The organism is Paenibacillus sp. NPDC056579, from assembly GCF_042793215.1.
In the GTDB taxonomy this organism is placed as follows: domain Bacteria; phylum Bacillota; class Bacilli; order Paenibacillales; family NBRC-103111; genus Paenibacillus_S.
The window spans coordinates 927,355-945,696 of record NZ_JBHTVD010000003.1 but is presented as its reverse complement, the minus strand read 5'-3'; the positions used below and the strand labels follow the sequence as shown (position 1 = coordinate 945,696).

17 protein-coding genes are annotated in these 18,342 nt (G+C 52.1%); 10 read left to right on the top strand and 7 right to left on the bottom strand.

What is annotated here, in order from left to right:
• Nucleotides 1-120 precede the first annotated feature (120 nt).
• From ACFQ88_RS16840 to ACFQ88_RS16825, 4 genes are all read left to right on the top strand, one after another.
• Entirely contained in the window at nucleotides 121-795 is a 675-nt protein-coding gene (locus ACFQ88_RS16840) for a DNA alkylation repair protein (protein ID WP_379454861.1), read from the top strand.
• 227 nt (nucleotides 796-1,022) lie between these two features.
• On the top strand, nucleotides 1,023-1,514 hold the full coding sequence (locus ACFQ88_RS16835) for a cysteine dioxygenase (protein WP_239628036.1): 492 nt from the start codon (nucleotides 1,023-1,025) through the stop codon (nucleotides 1,512-1,514).
• Between the two features lie 175 nt (nucleotides 1,515-1,689).
• Complete coding sequence (locus tag ACFQ88_RS16830) at nucleotides 1,690-2,538, top strand: helix-turn-helix domain-containing protein (protein ID WP_379454860.1); 849 nt, start codon at nucleotides 1,690-1,692, stop codon at nucleotides 2,536-2,538.
• A 140-nt stretch (nucleotides 2,539-2,678) separates the two neighbouring features.
• A complete protein-coding gene (locus tag ACFQ88_RS16825) occupies nucleotides 2,679-6,731 on the top strand; it encodes a X2-like carbohydrate binding domain-containing protein (RefSeq protein ID WP_379454859.1) in 4,053 nt (1,350 codons plus the stop codon).
• 704 nt (nucleotides 6,732-7,435) lie between these two features.
• On the opposite strand, the gene ACFQ88_RS16820 is transcribed toward ACFQ88_RS16825, so the two are convergent.
• Nucleotides 7,436-8,695, bottom strand: a complete 1,260-nt coding sequence (locus ACFQ88_RS16820; RefSeq protein WP_379454858.1) for an MFS transporter — start codon at nucleotides 8,693-8,695, stop codon at nucleotides 7,436-7,438.
• A 229-nt stretch (nucleotides 8,696-8,924) separates the two neighbouring features.
• Here ACFQ88_RS16820 and ACFQ88_RS16815 point away from each other — a divergent pair, with 229 nt between their 5' ends.
• The 3 genes from ACFQ88_RS16815 to ACFQ88_RS16805 all read left to right on the top strand — a co-directional run bounded on the left by ACFQ88_RS16815 (nucleotide 8,925) and on the right by ACFQ88_RS16805 (nucleotide 11,095).
• Nucleotides 8,925-9,887 (top strand): acetylxylan esterase, encoded by a 963-nt coding sequence (locus tag ACFQ88_RS16815; RefSeq protein ID WP_379454923.1) that lies wholly within the window; start codon nucleotides 8,925-8,927, stop codon nucleotides 9,885-9,887.
• Nucleotides 9,888-9,991: 104 nt separating this feature from the next.
• A complete protein-coding gene (locus ACFQ88_RS16810; protein WP_379454857.1) occupies nucleotides 9,992-10,474 on the top strand; it encodes a CcdC family protein in 483 nt (160 codons plus the stop codon).
• A 159-nt stretch (nucleotides 10,475-10,633) separates the two neighbouring features.
• Nucleotides 10,634-11,095, top strand: a complete 462-nt coding sequence (locus tag ACFQ88_RS16805) for a zinc ribbon domain-containing protein (protein ID WP_239628026.1) — start codon at nucleotides 10,634-10,636, stop codon at nucleotides 11,093-11,095.
• 48 nt (nucleotides 11,096-11,143) lie between these two features.
• Here ACFQ88_RS16805 and ACFQ88_RS16800 read toward each other — a convergent pair whose 3' ends face one another.
• The 5 genes from ACFQ88_RS16800 to ACFQ88_RS16780 all read right to left on the bottom strand — a co-directional run bounded on the left by ACFQ88_RS16800 (nucleotide 11,144) and on the right by ACFQ88_RS16780 (nucleotide 15,167).
• A complete protein-coding gene (locus ACFQ88_RS16800) occupies nucleotides 11,144-11,515 on the bottom strand; it encodes a c-type cytochrome (RefSeq protein WP_379454856.1) in 372 nt (123 codons plus the stop codon).
• Nucleotides 11,512-11,715 (bottom strand): twin-arginine translocase TatA/TatE family subunit, encoded by a 204-nt coding sequence (locus ACFQ88_RS16795; RefSeq protein WP_239628023.1) that lies wholly within the window; start codon nucleotides 11,713-11,715, stop codon nucleotides 11,512-11,514. Before ACFQ88_RS16795 ends, ACFQ88_RS16800 begins: the two co-directional genes overlap by 4 nt.
• 200 nt (nucleotides 11,716-11,915) lie before the next feature.
• Entirely contained in the window at nucleotides 11,916-12,644 is a 729-nt protein-coding gene (tatC, locus tag ACFQ88_RS16790) for a twin-arginine translocase subunit TatC (RefSeq protein ID WP_379454855.1), read from the bottom strand.
• Nucleotides 12,645-12,659: 15 nt separating this feature from the next.
• On the bottom strand, nucleotides 12,660-14,384 hold the full coding sequence (locus ACFQ88_RS16785) for a GMC family oxidoreductase (protein WP_239628021.1): 1,725 nt from the start codon (nucleotides 14,382-14,384) through the stop codon (nucleotides 12,660-12,662).
• Between the two features lie 15 nt (nucleotides 14,385-14,399).
• A complete protein-coding gene (locus ACFQ88_RS16780) occupies nucleotides 14,400-15,167 on the bottom strand; it encodes a gluconate 2-dehydrogenase subunit 3 family protein (RefSeq protein WP_239628020.1) in 768 nt (255 codons plus the stop codon).
• Between the two features lie 272 nt (nucleotides 15,168-15,439).
• Between ACFQ88_RS16780 and ACFQ88_RS16775 the strand changes: the two genes are divergently transcribed.
• Nucleotides 15,440-15,898 (top strand): chemotaxis protein CheX, encoded by a 459-nt coding sequence (locus ACFQ88_RS16775; RefSeq protein ID WP_239628019.1) that lies wholly within the window; start codon nucleotides 15,440-15,442, stop codon nucleotides 15,896-15,898.
• Nucleotides 15,899-16,032: 134 nt separating this feature from the next.
• Nucleotides 16,033-16,806, top strand: coding sequence for an SDR family NAD(P)-dependent oxidoreductase (locus ACFQ88_RS16770; protein WP_379454854.1), 774 nt, complete (start codon nucleotides 16,033-16,035; stop codon nucleotides 16,804-16,806).
• 150 nt (nucleotides 16,807-16,956) lie between these two features.
• On the opposite strand, the gene ACFQ88_RS16765 is transcribed toward ACFQ88_RS16770, so the two are convergent.
• Entirely contained in the window at nucleotides 16,957-17,220 is a 264-nt protein-coding gene (locus tag ACFQ88_RS16765) for a DUF2573 family protein (RefSeq protein WP_239628015.1), read from the bottom strand.
• Between the two features lie 281 nt (nucleotides 17,221-17,501).
• Between ACFQ88_RS16765 and ACFQ88_RS16760 the strand changes: the two genes are divergently transcribed.
• On the top strand, nucleotides 17,502-18,338 hold the full coding sequence (locus tag ACFQ88_RS16760) for an alpha/beta hydrolase family protein (protein ID WP_379454922.1): 837 nt from the start codon (nucleotides 17,502-17,504) through the stop codon (nucleotides 18,336-18,338).
• Nucleotides 18,339-18,342: the final 4 nt, after the last annotated feature.

Sequence of the window (18,342 nt, the reverse complement as noted above, 5' to 3'; positions counted from 1 at the left end):
CCCTTGTTGATAGTAATAAGTTTCAGTGTAGCAAAAGAGGACGGGCTACGCCACACAATGATATAATGGAAGGATAAAGGGAACGATGTGGTTCCTTTACATTGGATTCGGAGGGGCCTAATGAACGCATACACGGAGCAAATCGTTCGAATATTGGCACAGCACCACAACGCTGAGGATGCCGTGGCGATGAAGCAATATATGCGGAACCAGTTTGAATTTCTGGGAATAAGGAAACCTCAGCGTGAATCGCTGTGCAAGCAATTCATCCAGGAGCAGGGAGTGCCGTCGATCGAGATGCTCCCCGATATCATAACGGAGCTGTGGAATTTGCCGGAGCGGGAGTATCAGTACACGGCGCTCGATATATTGGCCAAATCGGTCAAAAGGCTGAATCCGAACCATATGAGCCTGTTGGAGCGGCTTATTGTCAATAAGTCATGGTGGGATACGGTCGACGGCATCGCGCCGAATATGGCGGGGCATCTGCTCAGACAGTATCCGGAGCTGATTGCGATGTATGCGGAGCCTTGGATTGAATCGGATAATATGTGGCTGAACCGGTCTGCGATTTTGTTTCAGTTGAAATATAAACAGCATACGGATGAGAAGCTGCTCTATGACTACATTGTCCGCAAGGCGGATTCGAACGAGTTTTTTATTCAAAAAGCGATCGGCTGGGCGCTGCGGGAATATGCCAAAACAAATCCGGGCTCGGTTCAGCAGTTTATCGATAGTCATGAATTGAAGCCTTTGAGCAGGCGGGAAGGTTTAAAGCATCTGCAGAACGCTTAAGCATAATACAGCAACGGTTGAGGCGATACCTATTCTGGCGATACCGATTCAGGCGAAAAGAAGACACTGGGCGCGAACGGCCCGGTGTTTTTTTGTTGTTCATGTGCTTCTTTCATGGGATTTGTGCGCGATACAGGCACCTGCAGGGCATTAGCGGAATACACCATACATTATAAGATTTTCTTATGCGTATCTGCAGAAAAAGTTATTAATGGAGGTTAACCACCATGAAACTACTTGAAGCCATCGGGCAAGCGTTTCAGCATGTCAAAAGTCCGTCTCCCCATGAATTGAGAGCGTTGATGCAGCAGCTGGATATGAATCCGGAAGAGGTATCCTCGTATGTCGAAGAGCCGTCGTGTTTGCCCTATGGAAGAACCGTCCTGTTCCGGTCGGACGAAGTGGAGGTCATCCTGATCCATCTGCCGGCAGGAAGGGAGACTTACATCCACGATCACGGGGCTTCGGAAGGATGTGCTTTGGTGCTCGAGGGCCAGTTGACGAACCGTCACTACCGGCTGGGGACGGGAGGGTACGCTTATGAGAGCGGAGCAAGTATCGTGAAGGCGAACCAGTTCATGTATGCTCCAACCGGTCAAATTCATCAGATGTGCAATGAAGGTAAAGAAAGGGTCGTTTCATTGCATGCCTACACGCCTGTCATGAAGGATACGAAAATCTATGCCACTTACGAGCAGGTGTTGGATTACGTCATTTAGCCGGTTTGTGCGCCCGGACCTGGAGCTTGCTTGCGTCCGTGGCGCATTTTTTTAGGTACAGGAGAAGAATACGCGTCCGCTGCACATCTACTATACGAAACAAGAAGGGGAACGAAGTCCGGAAATAGAAAGTAAAGGGAGCTAGCATAACAGCGGATAAAATGGGGGGATGGAGTTGGATAAAGTCGCAGCGCAATTGTTAAACCGCCAGCTGTCGTATTTGCAGGTGCAGCTGCTGAATGCCAAGCTGTCGAGATGTACGCAGGATTGGAGAATGCTGCATATTTCCCCTACCTACAACAAACTGTATTACATACGCGACGGAGAAGGGTGTGTGCAGATCGGCAACGAGCTTTTTTATCCCCGGCCCGGGGAGCTGATGCTGATTCCAGGCGGAGTGAAGCATTCGTGCTCCACCACCGGTGGCACGCCCTATACGAAATATTGGTGCCATTTCAAATCGAACATCAATTTCGGCAGATTGTTGAACCGTTTGAATCTTCCCTGCCTCGTTCAGGTGGAGGATGCAGGCACCATGCAGCGGCACTTTGAAGAGATGATACATCATTATTCCAACCGCGGCCCGACGGCATCGATCCGGATTCAGGCCGCTCTGTTCTCCGTCATCAGTCTGTTTCTCGAACAGGCATTGGCCAACCAGCATCATCACATGGGCTCCGGAATCGAACGCAAACTGATTGATTCCTTGCATTATATCGACGCCCATTTGGCCGAGGAGCTTACTGTCGAGCAGCTGTCCCTCCATGCCCATTTCCACCCCAATTACTTCATTCGCATGTTCAAAAAACATATGGGCACGCCGCCGATGAAATATATCCATGAGCGCAGGCTCGAAAAGGCGCAGCAGCTGCTGACTTCGACCGAACTGACCGTAGGCGAAGTAGCCGGCAGGACAGGCTTTAACGACGTGTCGTATTTCTCGGCGGCTTTTAAGAAGCATACCGGCGCGACTCCTTCGGATTACAGGAATATACCTGCAGCAAGCGCCAGGACGAACCGATAATGCGGCTCCATTCGGCAGGTTAGTTTTACAACAATAAAGGTTAGGCAGACAACTTCTTCTTGCTATGTAAGCGCTGTATTATGGTGTGGTGGGCTCGATACGTGCTCACGGCACTTTATACATAGGAGAGGCGGGAAATAATGAGACCAACGAGGCGATGGAAGGCGCTGCTTGTTGCAAGTGCGCTGATTTTCGGCAGCTTGCCATGGGGGGAGGGAGGACATAGGTTGCAAGCACAGGAAGGACCCATGCAGCTGTACGTAGCCACTAACGGCAGCGATACGAATGACGGTTCATTGAACAGCCCTTTTGCTACGCTGGAAAAAGCGAGGGATACGATTCGCGAAAGAAAGGGCGCCGGCGGACTGCCTGCATCCGGTGTTACGGTGAACATCCGGGGCGGCGAATACCGATTCACGGATACGTTTCAGCTGGATGAACGGGATTCCGGGGCGGAGGGCGCTCCTGTTGTGTACCAAGCCTATGGCGGAGAAAAAGTATCCTTCCTCGGCGGCGATACACTGGATACATCGTTGTTTCAGCCGGTTACGGATGCTGCCGTGCTGGCACGCATTCCGCAGGAAGTCGCAGGTAAAGTGGTCCAGGTCGATTTGAATGCACTTGGCATTACCGATTACGGGCTTCTAGGAAGCAATACGGCGGTGGCTCCGGAGCTGTTTTTTAACGGCAATGTCATGACCTTGGCCAGATGGCCGAACAGCGGTTTTACGACGGTCAACCAGGTCGTGTACACCCCGAATAGCACAGCGGGAACGGGCTATACGTTTACCTACAAGGATGACGGGCTGCGCAAATGGTCCAGCAGCGACTATACGTGGATGCTCGGGTATTGGGGTAACGACTGGGCTACGAACGATCTGGAGATCAAATCGATCGACTGGGACCGGAAAACGATCGAAACATACAAGGGAACGAGCTATGCGATGAAAGCCGGACAGCGGTTTTACTTCTACAATGTTTTGGAAGAGCTCGATGCTCCGGGTGAATGGTATTTGGACCGCAATGCAGGAATGCTTTATTTTTATCCTCCTGCCCCCGTACAAGGCAAAAAGATTCAGCTGTCTCTATTCAACAAAAACATGATAACGATGAACAATGCATCGAATATTATTTTCAGCGGTTTGTCGATGGAGGTTCATCGCGGTAATGCCATCGATATGACCGGCGGCGAGAACAACCAGATCCGTTACAGCGAAATCAGCAAGATGGGCGGCTACGCGGTCAAAATTAACGGCGGACGCAACAACGGCGTCTACGGCTCCCGGATTTACAGCATGGGCAATGGTGGCGTCTCATTAAATGGAGGGGACTTCACGACTCTGACTCCGGCGGGGAACTATGCCGACAATAACGATATTTACGACTACGCCAGAATCAAACTAACCTATACTTCTGCGGTGGAGCTGAACGGAGTCGGCAACCGGGCGACGCATAACAAAATGCATGATGCTCCCCACCTCGCGATCCAGTTCCGAGGGAACGACCATGTGATGGAGTATAACGAAATTTATGACGTGGTCAAAGAAACGGCGGACGCGTCGGCCATTTACTCGGGAAGAAGCTTCGTATGGCGCGGCAATGCCATTCGCTATAATTATTTCCATGATATTATCGCCAGCGATCTGCGCGTTTCTACCGCTGCTATTTATTTGGACGATTACATGAGCGGCGTGGAGATGCGGGGCAACGTCTTTTCCAAGATCGGCAAGCAGGCGTTCAAGCTGGCCAACGGACGGGAAAATATTGTCGAGAACAATATCGTCATCGACTCGGGAACGTCCATTGCCTTCATGACCCGCGATTATAAGCCGGGTGAGACGAACTATAATTCACTGATGAGCAAATTCAATCAGGTTCCTTATCAAAGCGATCTCTGGAGAGAGCGTTATCCTACGCTGCCCGATATTTTAAACGACGAGCCTTTGCTGCCGAAACGGAATGTCGTCCGCAACAATGCAATTGTGAGCAGCGGGGCCATTTCGGGAGACGTGAACCGCAACATGCAGCTCGGCACGTTTGCCAACAACCTGACCTATGCCGATAAAAATGCTCTCGGGTTCGTGGATCCGGCAACAGGCAACTTTCAGCTGCGGAACGATTCGGTCATTTACACCCAAATACCGGAATTCCAGCCTATTCCGTTCGGCGAAATCGGCATTCAAGCGGCGGGCTTGCCGCAGGCTCATTCCGCTCTGACCGTTCCGTCCATTCAGTTCATGCAAAATGGCGGGGATGTCGCGGTCGGCGTTCATCTGAACGGCAATACGCTGGCTTCCGTATCCGATGCGTCCAGCCGGCTTATCGAAGGCGTCGATTACGTGAATCAGGGGACATCCGTCCTGTTGAACAAACAATACCTGTCCAAGCTGCCGATTGGACCGCATACGCTTACGTTTGCTTTCAGCGCAGGGAATGAGTCGCTGCTCACCGTGTACGTTCAACCGCCTGCCAGCGCAGAGCTTGGTTCGTCGACCTTGAAGTATGCGCTGGGCTCGGGAGACAGCTCGATTGCGTTGAATCTGAACGGCAACACGCTGGTGTCCATCCGTGACGCCGCCGGCGTTCTTAAGGAAGGAACCGATTATACCGCTACCGGGACCTCGGTTACTTTTAAAAGCGCCTACTTGAGCAAGTTAGCTATTGGGCAATACCCTGTCACGTTTACTTTCAGTTCGGGCAGCAGCGCCGTGCTGACGATTCAGGTTGTTCAAGACAGCTTTACGTTGAACAAAACCTACGCCGCTTCGTCACAATGGAGCGACACCTACACTGCTGGCAAAGCGTTCGACGGCAATACTTCAACCCGCTGGTCTGCAGCCAAAGGCAGCGTGACGGATCAATATCTGCTTGTCGATTTCGGGAATGAAGTCCGGTTCAACCAAGCGGTCATTAATGAAATCTCGTATCCGCGCGTCGATTCTTACGTGCTGCAGGCTTCGGATGACGGCATTAACTATGTCGATATTCCCGGTACCGAAGGGACGTCGATAGGCGCGAACAAGACGATCAGCTTCGCTCCGGTCACTGCGCAGTATTTGCGCCTGTGGATGTTCTCGACGAAGAAAGAGTCGGGTGTGAGCAAAGAGCCGACGATCAACGAAATCAGTGTGTACTATGTTTCCAACCTGCAGCTGACGGCTCCGGCCAATGTAACCGCGGAAGCAACGGGCGAACGAACGCCGGTCGAGATCGGCACCGCTGTCGCATCAGAAGGCGCCGTAGTCACTAACGACGCGCCGCAGGATTTTCCGCTTGGTACGACGACGGTGACTTGGACGGCGACGGATGCGCAGGGTGACACGATTACGTCCAAGCAGACGGTTACCGTAGTCGATACGAAGCCTCCCGTAATCACGGGAGAAGCTGTGACCCGGCCTAACGCTAACGGATGGTACAATTCGGATGTGACGGTGCGGTTTACGGCTGTTGACAGCGGATCGGGAATAGCGTCCGTCGATTCGGCAAAAATCGTCTCATCCGAAGGTGCGAATCAGACCGTTACGGGAACGGCGATGGACAGGGGCGGGAACACGGCGACAGCTGCCGTATACGGCATCCATCTAGATAAAACAAAGCCTGCCGTTGTTATAAATACCGCATCCTCGTATACGACTTCCCAGTCGATGACGGTATCTTATGCCGTGTACGACAGCTTATCGGGTGTCGATACCGTGTCCGCTGCATTGAACGGCAAGCCGGTTGCGGACGGGCAAACCGTCAGCCTAGCCCAGTTAGCGGGCAGCAATACGCTGACGGTTACGGCTCGGGATAAAGCAGGCAACAGCATCACGCAGTCCGTTGCCTTCCAGGTGGCGGTGGAGGCCAAGGTGGAGATAGTTCCTAACGTCATTATGGCCAAAAATCCGGTGGGAGTGCCTCATTTCCTGGCGTTCATTCAGCTCCCTGCAGGTTACGATGTAGCCACCATCGATAAATCCTCGGTAAAGCTGCAAGTCAACGGAGCTTCGGTGCAGGCACAATTAAGTCCGTGGGAATTCGGGGACCGGGTCCAAGGCAAAGACCGGTTCAAAATCGTGATGGTCCGTTTCGACCGGAAGCAAGTGCTTGATGCGCTCGGCAGTGCGAGCGGCAGCACGAAAGTAACGATTGTAGGCAGCATGACGGGCGGAAAAAGCTTTTCCGGCAGCGAGACCATACGAGTGATCCAATGATGAAGCTGTAAATTGAAAAAAGTCGTAGTTATATTGCCCTTGGGCAGCATAACTACGACTTTTCTTTTGTTCTGATCAGAGGGCACGGCGTCTGATTGCAGGATCTTACGAGCGGGTTACGCCGCGCTTTGCGGCAGCTCATTTGTAAGCCGGAATTTCCGTCTTACAGAAGCATCCGTCAGCGCCACAGGGCCTTGTAAGGCGGAATTTCCGCGTTACAGCGGGAGAAAGCCGCCACCGCGCGGTCTCTCCGGCGCTCGTAAGCCGCTTTTTCCGTCTTACAGAAGCATCCGTCAGCGCCGCAGGGCCTTGTAAGGCGGAATTTCCGCGTTACAGCGGGAGAAAGCCGCCGCCGCGCGGCCTCTCCGGCGCTGTAAGCTGCTTATTCCGTCTTACAGAAGCGTCCGTCCGCGCCGCAGGGCCTTGTAAGGCGGAATTTCCGCGTTACAGCGGGAGAAAGCCGCCGCCGCGCGGCCTCTCCGGCGCTCGTAAGCCGCTTTTTCCGTCTTACAGAAGCATCCGTCAGCGCCGCAGGGCCTTGTAAGGCGGATTCTCCGCGTTACAGCGGGAGAAAGCCGCCCCCGCGCGGCCTCCCCGGCGCTGTAAGCCGCTTTTTCCGTCCTACAGAAGCGGGCGCCAGCATCACAGCGGCTTGTAAGCCGGATTTTCCGTCTTACAGCCCTTAACCCTTCCAGCGGTACTCCTTAGCTACTCGAAGTGCTGCCGAGGAGTGCAGTCTTCCGCTCCCGCCCGATGTAGACAACGTAGACGACCAGGTAGATTACGAACATGATGCCTGACAGCCGGTACATCATCGCATAGTTGGTCGCTGCGGCGATGGGGCCGAGAATTAAGGCGCCGAGGCCGATCCCGAGATCGAACGCCGAGAAAAAGGTCGCGTTAGCCGCGCCGCGCCGGTCGGGAGCGGCCCTCTGCACGGTCCATGCCTGAAGCGAAGGCTGGATCGCGCCGAATCCGATGCCGTAACAGGCGGCGGCCAGCATCAGCATCGGAGTCCCCGACGTGTAGGACAGAAGAAGCAGCCCGGCGAGGCTGAACACGGCTCCCGGGAGGAGAACCCATACATGACCTTTGGTATCGAATATTTTGCCGGATACCGGTCTTACCAGAAACAGCATCAGTGCATTAACCGAGAAAAACCAGCCGACATTAGCGATATTCTGCTCATTGCCGAATAAAGTTATGAAGCTCACGATCCCTCCGTATGTAACGGCGATGAGCAGCACCAGAAGCGAAGGGAACAATGCTTGCTTGTCGACAAGCCGGGACAGCAGACTGCTGTTGGCCGCGGGAATTGCAGGCGCCGTCTTATTCGCAGTAGCCTCCTTCGACGGTTTGCCGCTTCCTCGAAGCAGCAAGGAAACCAGCAGCGAGCAGAAGGTCAACGAGAACGAGACGATAAACAAGACGGAGTAATCATAGGTTTTCATAATAGCGATACCGCTCATCGGACCTAATGCCATGGCTAGCGTAGAAGCAAGGCCGAAATACCCCATGCCCTCGCCTCTCCGGGAAGCGGGGATGATGTCGGAAGCCATCGTCCCGTACGTCGTCGTCGAAATGCCCCAGCCGATGCCGTGGACGACGCGGAGCAAGTAGATGATCCCTACGCTGGCGGCGATGATATAGCTTCCTATAGCTATCAACGTAATAATCGAGCCGACTATAAGAATTAGTCTGCCTGAGAACATATCGAGTGCCGCGCCGGAAAAAGGCCGGACGATCAGCGCGGACAACGTAAGAATGAAAATAACCATGCCGATGGCGGAATTATCGCCTCCCAATTGAGTTACATAGGCCGGGATGGTTGGCAGCAGCATCTGAAAGCCAAAAAACAAAAAGAGATTGGCAACGGACAGCATAATAAAACGGCTGGTCCACAACGGCTCTTTAGCCGAAGGCTGGATGGATGATGGTGTCGAATCCGCCGGTCGTTCTTTCATAACGGTAGCCTCCTGTAGTTTGTTGTCTTGCCAAGTGCAAGGTACGAACAAGTGTCGCATATTTTAAAACATTTTATATATATATGTTTAATAACCACATTAGCACCTAACCCGTAAATTGTAAATACATCGTTTGGTTCCGAGTGCAGGACGATTCTTCGCATGGAAAGCATTGCCTTATCCGGACCTTATCCTATATAGTTAATAATAAAACAAGGACGTGATGGTTATTCATTACTTGGATAAAAAACAAGCGGAGCTTTACGCCTATCATCCTGAGCCGACACCTCCGGCCGATCTTGATGTGTTTTGGACAGCGACATTGCAAGAGAGCGCGAAGGCTCCGTTCCATGACCGAAGGGAGCTTACTCCAACGAGCTCGGCCTATATCGACGCGTATCGTGTGACTTACAACGGGTTTGACGCGACGCCTATTAAAGGATGGTATCTGCTGCCGCGGTTCGCTATGCAATCGGGCGAAGCGCTGCCTTGCATCGTTTCCTTCCATGGGTATACCGGAAGCAAAGGGATTCCCGAGCATCATGCAGCCTGGCTTTTGGCGGGCTTCGCTGTCTTTGCGGTCGATGTAAGAGGACAAGGCGGAGAGACCGGCAATCTTCTGCCCCTCCATTACGGGATGAGAAAAGGCTGGATCACTCAAGGGATTTTGGATCCTTACCAAAGCTACTACCGCGCTATTACGGTCGATGCGATCAAAGCCGTGCAATGGGCTGCGCAGCAGCCGGAGATCGATCCAGGCTCCATTATCGTCTCCGGGGAGAGCCAGGGAGGCGGACTTGCGCTAATAACCGGTGCGTTAAGCGACATTCCGTGCAAAGTAATTGCGGACATCCCTAACATGTGCCATATGGATTTCGGCATCTTCCATTCGACGGGATCACTGAAGGAAGCGGCGGACTTCGTGTCAAGCCATCCGGAGTCATTGGAGCAGGTGCTGTACACGTTGAGCTATTTCGACATGCTGAACCTCGTCCATAAGCTGAACAAGCCGGTGCTGATGTCCGTAGGGCTGAAAGACACTGTCTGCATGCCCGAAACGATTTTTGCGGTGTTCAACCGGATAACGGCAGACAAGCATTTATGCGTGTTTCCGTTCAACGGGCATTTTACGAGCCGCGACCATATCCAGACGAGAATCCGCTTCATTCGCGACCAAAAGTTCCAGCAGTAACATACTTACTTTACGCAATCGTATTCGTTATACTATAAGAATAGATGAATGAGCTATCGGATCGAGTGATGATCGATTTCTTAAAATACAGGACGGTGAGCGACATGCATATCGTAAATTTGCAAACGACCGTGACGATAGGCGCTGTGATGACGGCAACGATGGCAATGCTTGTCCGTATGCGTTCGACCAATAAGCCGGTTAATCCGAGAAAGCTGCTTATTCCGCCGCTGGCTATGAGTACGGGCTTTCTTATGTTCGCGGTTCCCTTCACCCGCATTCCCTTTACTTGGGGCATCGCCGCACTGCTGATCGGCGCCTTTTTGTTCTCGTATCCGTTAATACGGTATTCGCAGTTAGAGCAGCGTGAAGGACACGTTTATATGAAAAAGTCGAAAGTATTTGCGTTCATTCTTATCGGCTTGCTGCTTATCCGCGTGCTTCTGCGGCAGGTTATTGAGCAGTATGTGTCATTGCCGCAGACCGGCGCGATCTTTTTCCTGCTTGCTTTCGGTATGCTTCTTCCGTGGCGTCTCGCGATGTATGCCAAATTTCGCAAGCTGCAGAGTCAAGAAGCTGCGAACTAATTATCCATAAGTATTGCTGCTAAGCTCCATTCCTGCTGATACAGCCGGGGTGGGGCTTTTTTTATCACAATGATCTCTGGTTGAAAATGGCATGCGGAGGGTAGGTTCCGTCATATGGATAATGATAAGAAATCAGAAGATCCAAGGGAGGCTTGTCCGATGTCATTTTTCGACAAAATGAAGCAAGGAGCGTCCGAGGCCGCCAAAAAAGCGCAGCAAACCGTAGAAATGACGAAGCTTAGAACGCAAATCGCTTCGAAAGAGAAAGAAATCGAGAAGGCGTTCACATTGATCGGAGAATCGATATATCAATCGCATACAGCCGGCAACTGGAAGAGCTCCGAGCGGGACGTAGCAGCATACTGCGACCATATTGCTCTGCTGAAGCAGGGCATTCAGGCGTTGGAAGTCAAAATCAAGCTGGCCAAAAATGAAAAAGAATGCCGGTGCGGGAAAGTCGTTGCGAGCGACGTAAAATTTTGTCCGGTGTGCGGGTTCCAGTTTCAAGATTTCCAGCGTACGGAGGAGTCGGACGAGGCAGTTCAGGTCATGTGCCGTTCCTGCAAAAATTACAACGAAATGGATGCCAAGTTTTGCGCTCATTGCGGCGTCGTCATCTAAGGCTTGTAAAAAAGAAAGAGAAGGCTTGGGGGCCTTCTCTTTTTAATGCTATTTCTTGGCCGCCAGCCAGTCGGCGAGTCCTTGAACCTCGGTATCCTTCAGCTGATTTTTGAAGGCTGGCATACCGCCACCGCCATTGGCGATTTTGGTGGCGATTTGATCTTTGTTTAATTTGCCGCCGACAGCAGCTAGGCTTGGGCCTGTTTTCCCTTCCAGGTTGCCGCCGTGGCAAGCCATACAGCTTTGCTTGTAAATCGCTTCGGCATTAACCGTACCGCCTCCAGCCGTACCGCCGGTTGTGCCTCCGGCTGCAGGGGATGGAGATGGCGAAGGGGTAGGCGTCGCTGTTTTGCCGCCTCCACAGGCCGTCATGCTTAAGACGAACAGGATCGTTAGTAACAGCAGGTGCCAATTTTTCATTTCAATTCCTCCAGTGCGTGCTTGATGGGTTCATCTCTTTTATCGTCTCCGTCATCGACCATGCCTCTTGTCGAATTGCGGAATTCGCGAAGCGTATCGCCGAACGCTCTTCCGAGCTGCGGAAGCTTGGCCGGACCGAATACGATCAGCGCAATGATCAAGATGATGATCAGCCCTGAAACCCCGATGTTGTTGAACATGTTTTTTCCTCCTAAGAGTTTTGCCGTAGGCAAAACTGGCATCGAAAGCATTACTTGAGTTTTCGTAATAAAACTGGCATCGAAAGCGGTACTTGAGTTTTCGTAAGAAAACTTACTTCGAAAGCGCTGCTGAGTTGGGCTTGTACATCCTATTACCCTAGCCCGGAAGTAATCCAAACCAGTCGAGGCCACTTGAAGCGCTACGGGTTCGGTATCGCCGACAGCTTGCGGTAATATTGGCCGGACACGATCACGCTAAGCTCGAATAAAATCAGCAGCGGAATGGTGACGGACAGATGAGATACGAAATCCGGAGGCGAAATGCACGAGCCGGTGATCGCTAGTCCCAGGTATGCGTATTTTCTCGTTTTCTTCAGCCTCTCCGGCGTGAGCACGCCGATTCGTGTCAGAAACAGCACGACGACAGGCATCTCGAACGCGATGGCGAGAGGGAAGATCACATTGAACATGAAAGAAAAATATTTGTCTATCCCGTATGTTTCCACAGCACCGATCGTTTGATTCATCTTTTTCATGAATTGGACCATCATCGGAAACACCACATAATAGCTAAACGCAATTCCTGACAAGAAAAGGAAGAACGAAGCCGGTATGTAGGCGAAAGTTTCCTTAGCCTCCGAATCGGTCAAGCCGGGTCGAACGAACGCCCATACGTGATAGAGCAGGATAGGCAGCGTCACGAACACCGCGAATACGAACGCGCATTTCATGTAGATGAACAGGCCGTCGGTGAACGAAAATACGTTCCACTGCACGTCCATTGCGGCAGGTCTGGAGCGGATATACTCCAATATGGCCGGGGAGACGTACAGTCCGGTGCACAATGCCAGGACGAACCAGACGACCACGATGATGAGCCGTTTTCTTACTTCGGTCAGGTGCTCTACCAGATCTTCATTGGCTTCCACGAACGGTTCACCCCGCTATACTAAAGATCCGCCGCCCTGCTGGATATATTTCAAAATCCCCTCCGACGCACGGTAAGATAACGCTCCTACCACGGCCGTCGGGTTATATCCGCTGTTATGGGCAAAATTCGACGCCCCGATAATAAACACATTTTCCGCATCCCACATTTGCAGGAAGTTGTTCACGACAGAAGTGTTCGGATCGGCGCCCATCACCGTACCGCCCGTATTATGAGTCGATTGGTACGGCACGATGTTGTAGTTTTTCAGTTCGGCGTTCGTCTGCTGCTTGGTTGGCTTCATTTCCTTCATGATGCCGTCCGCTTTCTCGGCTATGAATTTCACGAGCTCCCGGTCCTGGTCTTCGAAGTCATACGTAATCCGTATAAGCGGAAGACCATAAGCATCCTTGTATGTAGGGTCGAGATCCAGATAGTGGTGTCTCCACGGCATGTTGGAGCCTTGACCGCTTACCGACAAGACGCGGTTGGCATATTTGATCGAGGCCTGCTTAAATTCCTTGCCCCAACCCGGAGTCCCTTTGGGCGTCGAGTTATTGTCAATCGGACGAAGCCCGGTTTGGGATATGCGAATCCCTGCGCCATGGATGAAATTCAGACTGCTGTGATCGAAGTTGTCGCCGTTGAAATCATCGATTTCGCTGCCAAGAGCGCCTGCGCCGGCATACAGATTGAACTCCTGATCGTCATAAAAGCCGACCGAGGTAGCGCCGTTCACCTGGTACGCATAGTTTCGTCCGACGACGCCTGTGCCAGTTTTCGGATCGTAAGGCTTGCCCAGCTTCGATGTGAGCAGCAGCCGTACATTGTTGAACACGTAGCTGGTCAGGATGACGATATCGGCAGGCTGTTCGAACTCTTCGCCTGTGATGGTATTCACATACACGACGCCTGTTGCTTTTTTTCCGTCGTGCAAAATTTTGGTCACATTCGATTCGGTTCGAATTTCCAAATTGCCGGTTGCTTGAGCTACCGGGATGACGGTAACGACCGGATCTGCCTTCGCGCCGTATTCGCAGCCGAACCGTTCGCAAAAGGCGCAGTATTGACAGGCTGCACGGGTAATCCCGTCAGGGTTCGTATATTGCGTCGACAGGTTGCCTGAAGGATACATGTACGGATGGTAGCCGAGCTTTTTGCTTGCTTCCTCGAACATGAGGATGCTTGGTGTTTTTTTCATCGGCGGCGTCGGAAACGGATTGGAACGTTTGCCGACCATCGGATTTTGCTCGGCTTCACCGGAGATTCCGGCCGTTTTTTCAAACTTATCGAAATAAGGCTCCAGCTGGTCGTAAGTAATGCCCCAGTCTTGGATCGTCATTCCTTCGGGTATTTTTTTCGCGCCATAGCGTTCTACCGTCTTCGTATAAATTTCAAAATCGTACGGCAGGAAGCGGAAATATTGACCGTTCCAATGGACGCCTGCGCCGCCCAAGCCTTCGCCTAGAAGGAAGGAGCCGTAGGAACGCATCGGAAGCGCCGTTCCTTTTTCCGTATTGCGGAAGGTGACCGTTTCTTTGGACAGGTCTTGCATGAGGCCGTATTGGCGCGCATAGCGAAGCTCGTCGTGGACCATGTAATAGTCCTCGGTTTTTCTGCCTTTGCCCCGTTCCAAGGCTACAACCTTGATGCCGGCTTTCGTCAATTCGGCTGCGATGACGCCGCCGGTCCAGCCCAATCCGACGACAACGGCTTGTACTTGAGGTAATTTGGTAGCCATAATCGTTCCTCCTTGCTAGTGGCTCAGATGGTCGCGCAGGCTTTGCGGTTCCATCTTCACGAATTCTTTTTTGTCGATGACATCAAGATAGCTCATTTGGTTACCGGGGTAGTTTTTCATTTTCCATCCCATCATATTTTTGTTGCCGCCATACAACGGATCGGAGTAGACGCCTTCCATGGTGAAGTTCTGAAGCATTTTGAAAAAGACAGGTCCCGTCGACCCGTACAGCTTAATATCGTTGCCGGCCTCCATCGCCTTCAGCACCTCGTCCTGCTCGGCTTCTCCCAGATCGAGGAACGATTTCTTGTATTTGCTCTGGCTTAAATTTTGGATCCCTTGCAGTCCCATCGTAAACAGCTCATGACGTCTTACATTCGGGAAATTCCCCTGTGTCACCTCGCCTGCCTGAAAAGGTCCCATCATGTAATCTCTAGCATTGATGCCCCATTGTCCGCCCAGCTGATGGTCGATGAAATAAGCGACTCCCAGCTCCTTCGCGCCTGGTCCCAGCTCGTCTTTGGGGAAAATACGCTCGGTTATCGCTTCCGTCAAACGGAACTGCTCCTGGTTGAAAAACATCAGCGCCTGATTATAGTCCGCGGCAGGCTGGATAGGGGTTGTTTCCGGCTGCTTGGAAGGCTCTACGGTTCTATTAAAGCCTTTGGTGATGGCAGTTCCTACAACACCGCCGACGACGACGCCGCCGAGGGCCACCCCGGAATACTTCAGAAATTTACGCCTGGAATTGCTTTGCGGTTCATTGGTATTATGGTCCGGCAAAGAAAGCTCCTCCTTCTGGATGCAAATGTGGATATATGGGGGAATTGCCTGTAATAAGGGTAGTTTTCCTAACTTTTGCATATTTATTCTATAAGAAGGAAGGGTCTGCATCCGGTGGTTTCAAACAAGGGATCGAAAGATGGGATGAAGGTCCTATTTTACGGCTTCACAAGCAAAAAATGTATACTTATTGTCGAATTTTAGGTATAATGAAGGAGATTTAGGACCTATGGATGTTGTGCGAGATTATCGCAAAGGAGAACGTTCACCTTATGAAGGCAGAATATATTAATCCTTTTTTGGAATCGGCAAGGATCGTTATCGAGCAGGTCGCCAGTATCCGGCCTTCAACGGGGCAGCTAGGGATAAAGGATGTTAAGTTCGTCGAGAAATACATATGGATTCAAATCGGAATGACAGGCCAAATGCAAGGCGATATCGTGTTCGGTCTGCATGAAGATGTGGCTTTGAAGATGGTCTCCGCCATGATGGGGGGCTTTACGATTACCGAGATGGATGAAATGAGCAAGAGCGCGATCTCGGAGCTCGGCAATATGATCAGCGGCAATGCAAGCACGATGCTGTACAATCAGGGCGTTAAGGTGGATATAACACCGCCGAAGCTGCTTCATTCCGCGAACTCCGCAGGATTTTTGCCTAAGAAAGCATTGACGATCCCACTTATTATGGAGGGAATCGGGGAGCTGGACATTCAGGTTTTGATCGTCTAAATCAAATAGACTACAATAGTAAGCGGGGAGCTTTCCGGACAAGGAACAGCGATCCGCTTTTTTTGCTAATTAGCGGATGACCGCAATCAGATAATGCGAAAGGTATGATACTCTAGTTCACGGGGGAATGAACGATGTTTACTGGCAAGGTTGCCGTTATTACCGGAGCTTCCAGCGGGATCGGCGCAATAATGGCACAAAAGCTGTCTCAGCGTGGAGCGGTCCCGGTGCTTATGGCGCGATCGACCGATAAGCTCGAAGCCGTTGCCGCCTCTTTGCAAGGCCCGTGCGGAGTGTACCGGCTCGATGTGACGTCGACGGAGCAGGTGATGCAGACAATGGAACAAGTCATCGAGCAGTACGGACGGATCGACATGCTCATCAACAATGCGGGTTACGGCATATTCGAGCGGTTTGTCGACGCGCCTTTGGAGCAGTTTGAATATATGATGAATGTCAATTACTTGGGGACGGTTCGTTGTACGAAAGCGGTACTGCCCTATATGCTGAAAGCAGGCGGCGGACATATTGTCAATATTGCGTCCATGGCCGGCAAGATCGGTTCCGCCAAATCGTCAGGATATTCCGCAACCAAGCATGCGGTGCTCGGCTTTACGAACTGCTTGCGTCAGGAGCTCGTGGGTACCGGCGTTTATTTGTCCGCCATCAATCCTGGGCCGATCGATACACCCTTCTTCGACAAAGCTGATCCTACGGGCAACTATGTAAACAACGTCCGGTGGTTTATGCTGAAGCCGGATAAGGTGGCTGACCGGGTGCTGCACGCCATCGAACGGCGCATCCCCGAGATCGATATGCCTCTTATGGCGGGAGTGGGCGTGAAGCTGTTCCAGCTGTTTCCCCGTGCCTTCGATAAGGTGGCTTACAAGGTGCTGAACAAGAAGTGATATTGGGTCATCCTGAAATAGAGGGGATGAGCTCGCAAGCTAGGAATTGGCGGTGAAACCAAGAAGGAGCCTTCGACATCCTAAGTCCAAGGCTCCTCCTCTTTCCGCGGGACGGTTTCGTGCAGGTACCTCTTCAACTATGTAGGGTGATTATTCCTGCTCCGTGCTTTTGTTGCGTTCCTTCAGCTCGAGATTGAGCGAGCGAACCTCTTCGAACAATTCGCGAATAGCCGCCTTGCCTTCCGGATGAGCCTGGTTCCAATGGCTGGTCAATGCCGGCATCGATCGGTGAATATGGCTGTAGACGGACCACATTTTTATTTTTTCCACCATTTCTGGCGAGGAATGGCCTGTCAGAAGCTCGGTGAATTTTTCGACCAGCGCTTCGAATTCGCTTTGAACCTGGGGATTCATAGAAGCTCCACCTTTCAGAACATAATAAAGAAATATTTTATTGTAATGATTGTAAGTCTAGCGCACGATGATGCGTCTGTCAAAATAAGGGACGGCAATTCGTTGAGATGGCCGGGCAGGGGAGGACTCAATCAATGAACTATGATCCGTCATTGGAAAACCCGAATCAAACGTTAGCATACGATGCTTCTTTACCTGCTTCTTCCAGCATAGGATGGACTAAGGACGCTGAAGATGAATCAGGATTTGGAGATGCGGCGATTCAAGGCTCGCATGCTTCAATGAGCGAACAGCAGGGCACGCTGCTGGAAGCGCAGAACGGCAAGCTGCTGGCAAGAGAGCAGCTGCGCAGCTTGATCAAAGGCGTTCAGCTTTATGTTCTTACCTACGCTAGCGAGGGCTTGAAGGTAAAGGGCTACCTCGCCGTACCGGAGCATGCCTCGGCCGAGCCATGTCCGGGGCTTATTTATTGCCGCGGAGGCATTCGCAAAGTCGGAATGGTTCGCAAACGGCGCATCATGTCGATGGCCAAGCGGGGCTATGCCGTGTTTGCTCCGTTTTACCGCGGTAACGAAGGAGGCGAAGGAAGAGAGGATTTCGGAGGTGAGGACCGGTACGACGTATTTCATGCGATTACGCTCATGCAATCGCTGCCGGAGGTGACGCCCGGACGGATTCCGCTGATCGGTTTTTCCCGCGGCGCATTGATGGCGATGCTTGCGGCTAGGCAGTGTCCGCTGGCCGGGCCGGTCGTCGTCTGGGGCGGGGTCAGCGATTTGTTCGATACGTATGAGGAGCGCGTCGATTTGCGCCGCATGCTGAAGCGGGTCGTAGGCCACCCCCGCAAGCAGAGCGAGGCGTATGAGGACCGGTCCCCCGTATACTGGCTCGACCGGCTGCAGGTGCCGATCATGATCGTTCATGGAACGGCCGATCAGCAAGTGGGAGTAGCGCAAGCCCGCAAGCTTGCCGAGGGGCTCGAGAGGGCAGGCAAGGAATATGCGATGGAGCTGTATGAAGGATTGAAGCACCGATTTCCGCGGGAAGCGGATGAACAAGCACTCGATGCGGTGTTTGCCTGGATTGCCCGCAAGCTGGAAAGGCTGGAGAAGGCTTGATGTT

Bases quoted from the DNA above. Each gene is read 5' to 3' on its own strand.
- ACFQ88_RS16825 (WP_379454859.1), top strand. From the start codon at position 2,679: ATGAGACCAACGAGGCGATGGAAGGCGCTGCTTGTTGCAAGTGCGCTG.
- ACFQ88_RS16760 (WP_379454922.1), top strand. From the start codon at position 17,502: ATGAGCGAACAGCAGGGCACGCTGCTGGAAGCGCAGAACGGCAAGCTG.
- ACFQ88_RS16770 (WP_379454854.1), top strand. From the start codon at position 16,033: ATGTTTACTGGCAAGGTTGCCGTTATTACCGGAGCTTCCAGCGGGATC.
- ACFQ88_RS16775 (WP_239628019.1), top strand. From the start codon at position 15,440: ATGAAGGCAGAATATATTAATCCTTTTTTGGAATCGGCAAGGATCGTT.
- ACFQ88_RS16765 (WP_239628015.1), bottom strand. From the start codon at position 17,220: ATGAATCCCCAGGTTCAAAGCGAATTCGAAGCGCTGGTCGAAAAATTC.
- ACFQ88_RS16800 (WP_379454856.1), bottom strand. From the start codon at position 11,515: ATGAAAAATTGGCACCTGCTGTTACTAACGATCCTGTTCGTCTTAAGC.
- ACFQ88_RS16785 (WP_239628021.1), bottom strand. From the start codon at position 14,384: ATGGCTACCAAATTACCTCAAGTACAAGCCGTTGTCGTCGGATTGGGC.
- ACFQ88_RS16840 (WP_379454861.1), top strand. From the start codon at position 121: ATGAACGCATACACGGAGCAAATCGTTCGAATATTGGCACAGCACCAC.
- ACFQ88_RS16805 (WP_239628026.1), top strand. From the start codon at position 10,634: ATGTCATTTTTCGACAAAATGAAGCAAGGAGCGTCCGAGGCCGCCAAA.
- ACFQ88_RS16795 (WP_239628023.1), bottom strand. From the start codon at position 11,715: ATGTTCAACAACATCGGGGTTTCAGGGCTGATCATCATCTTGATCATT.
- ACFQ88_RS16820 (WP_379454858.1), bottom strand. From the start codon at position 8,695: ATGAAAGAACGACCGGCGGATTCGACACCATCATCCATCCAGCCTTCG.
- ACFQ88_RS16835 (WP_239628036.1), top strand. From the start codon at position 1,023: ATGAAACTACTTGAAGCCATCGGGCAAGCGTTTCAGCATGTCAAAAGT.
- ACFQ88_RS16810 (WP_379454857.1), top strand. From the start codon at position 9,992: ATGCATATCGTAAATTTGCAAACGACCGTGACGATAGGCGCTGTGATG.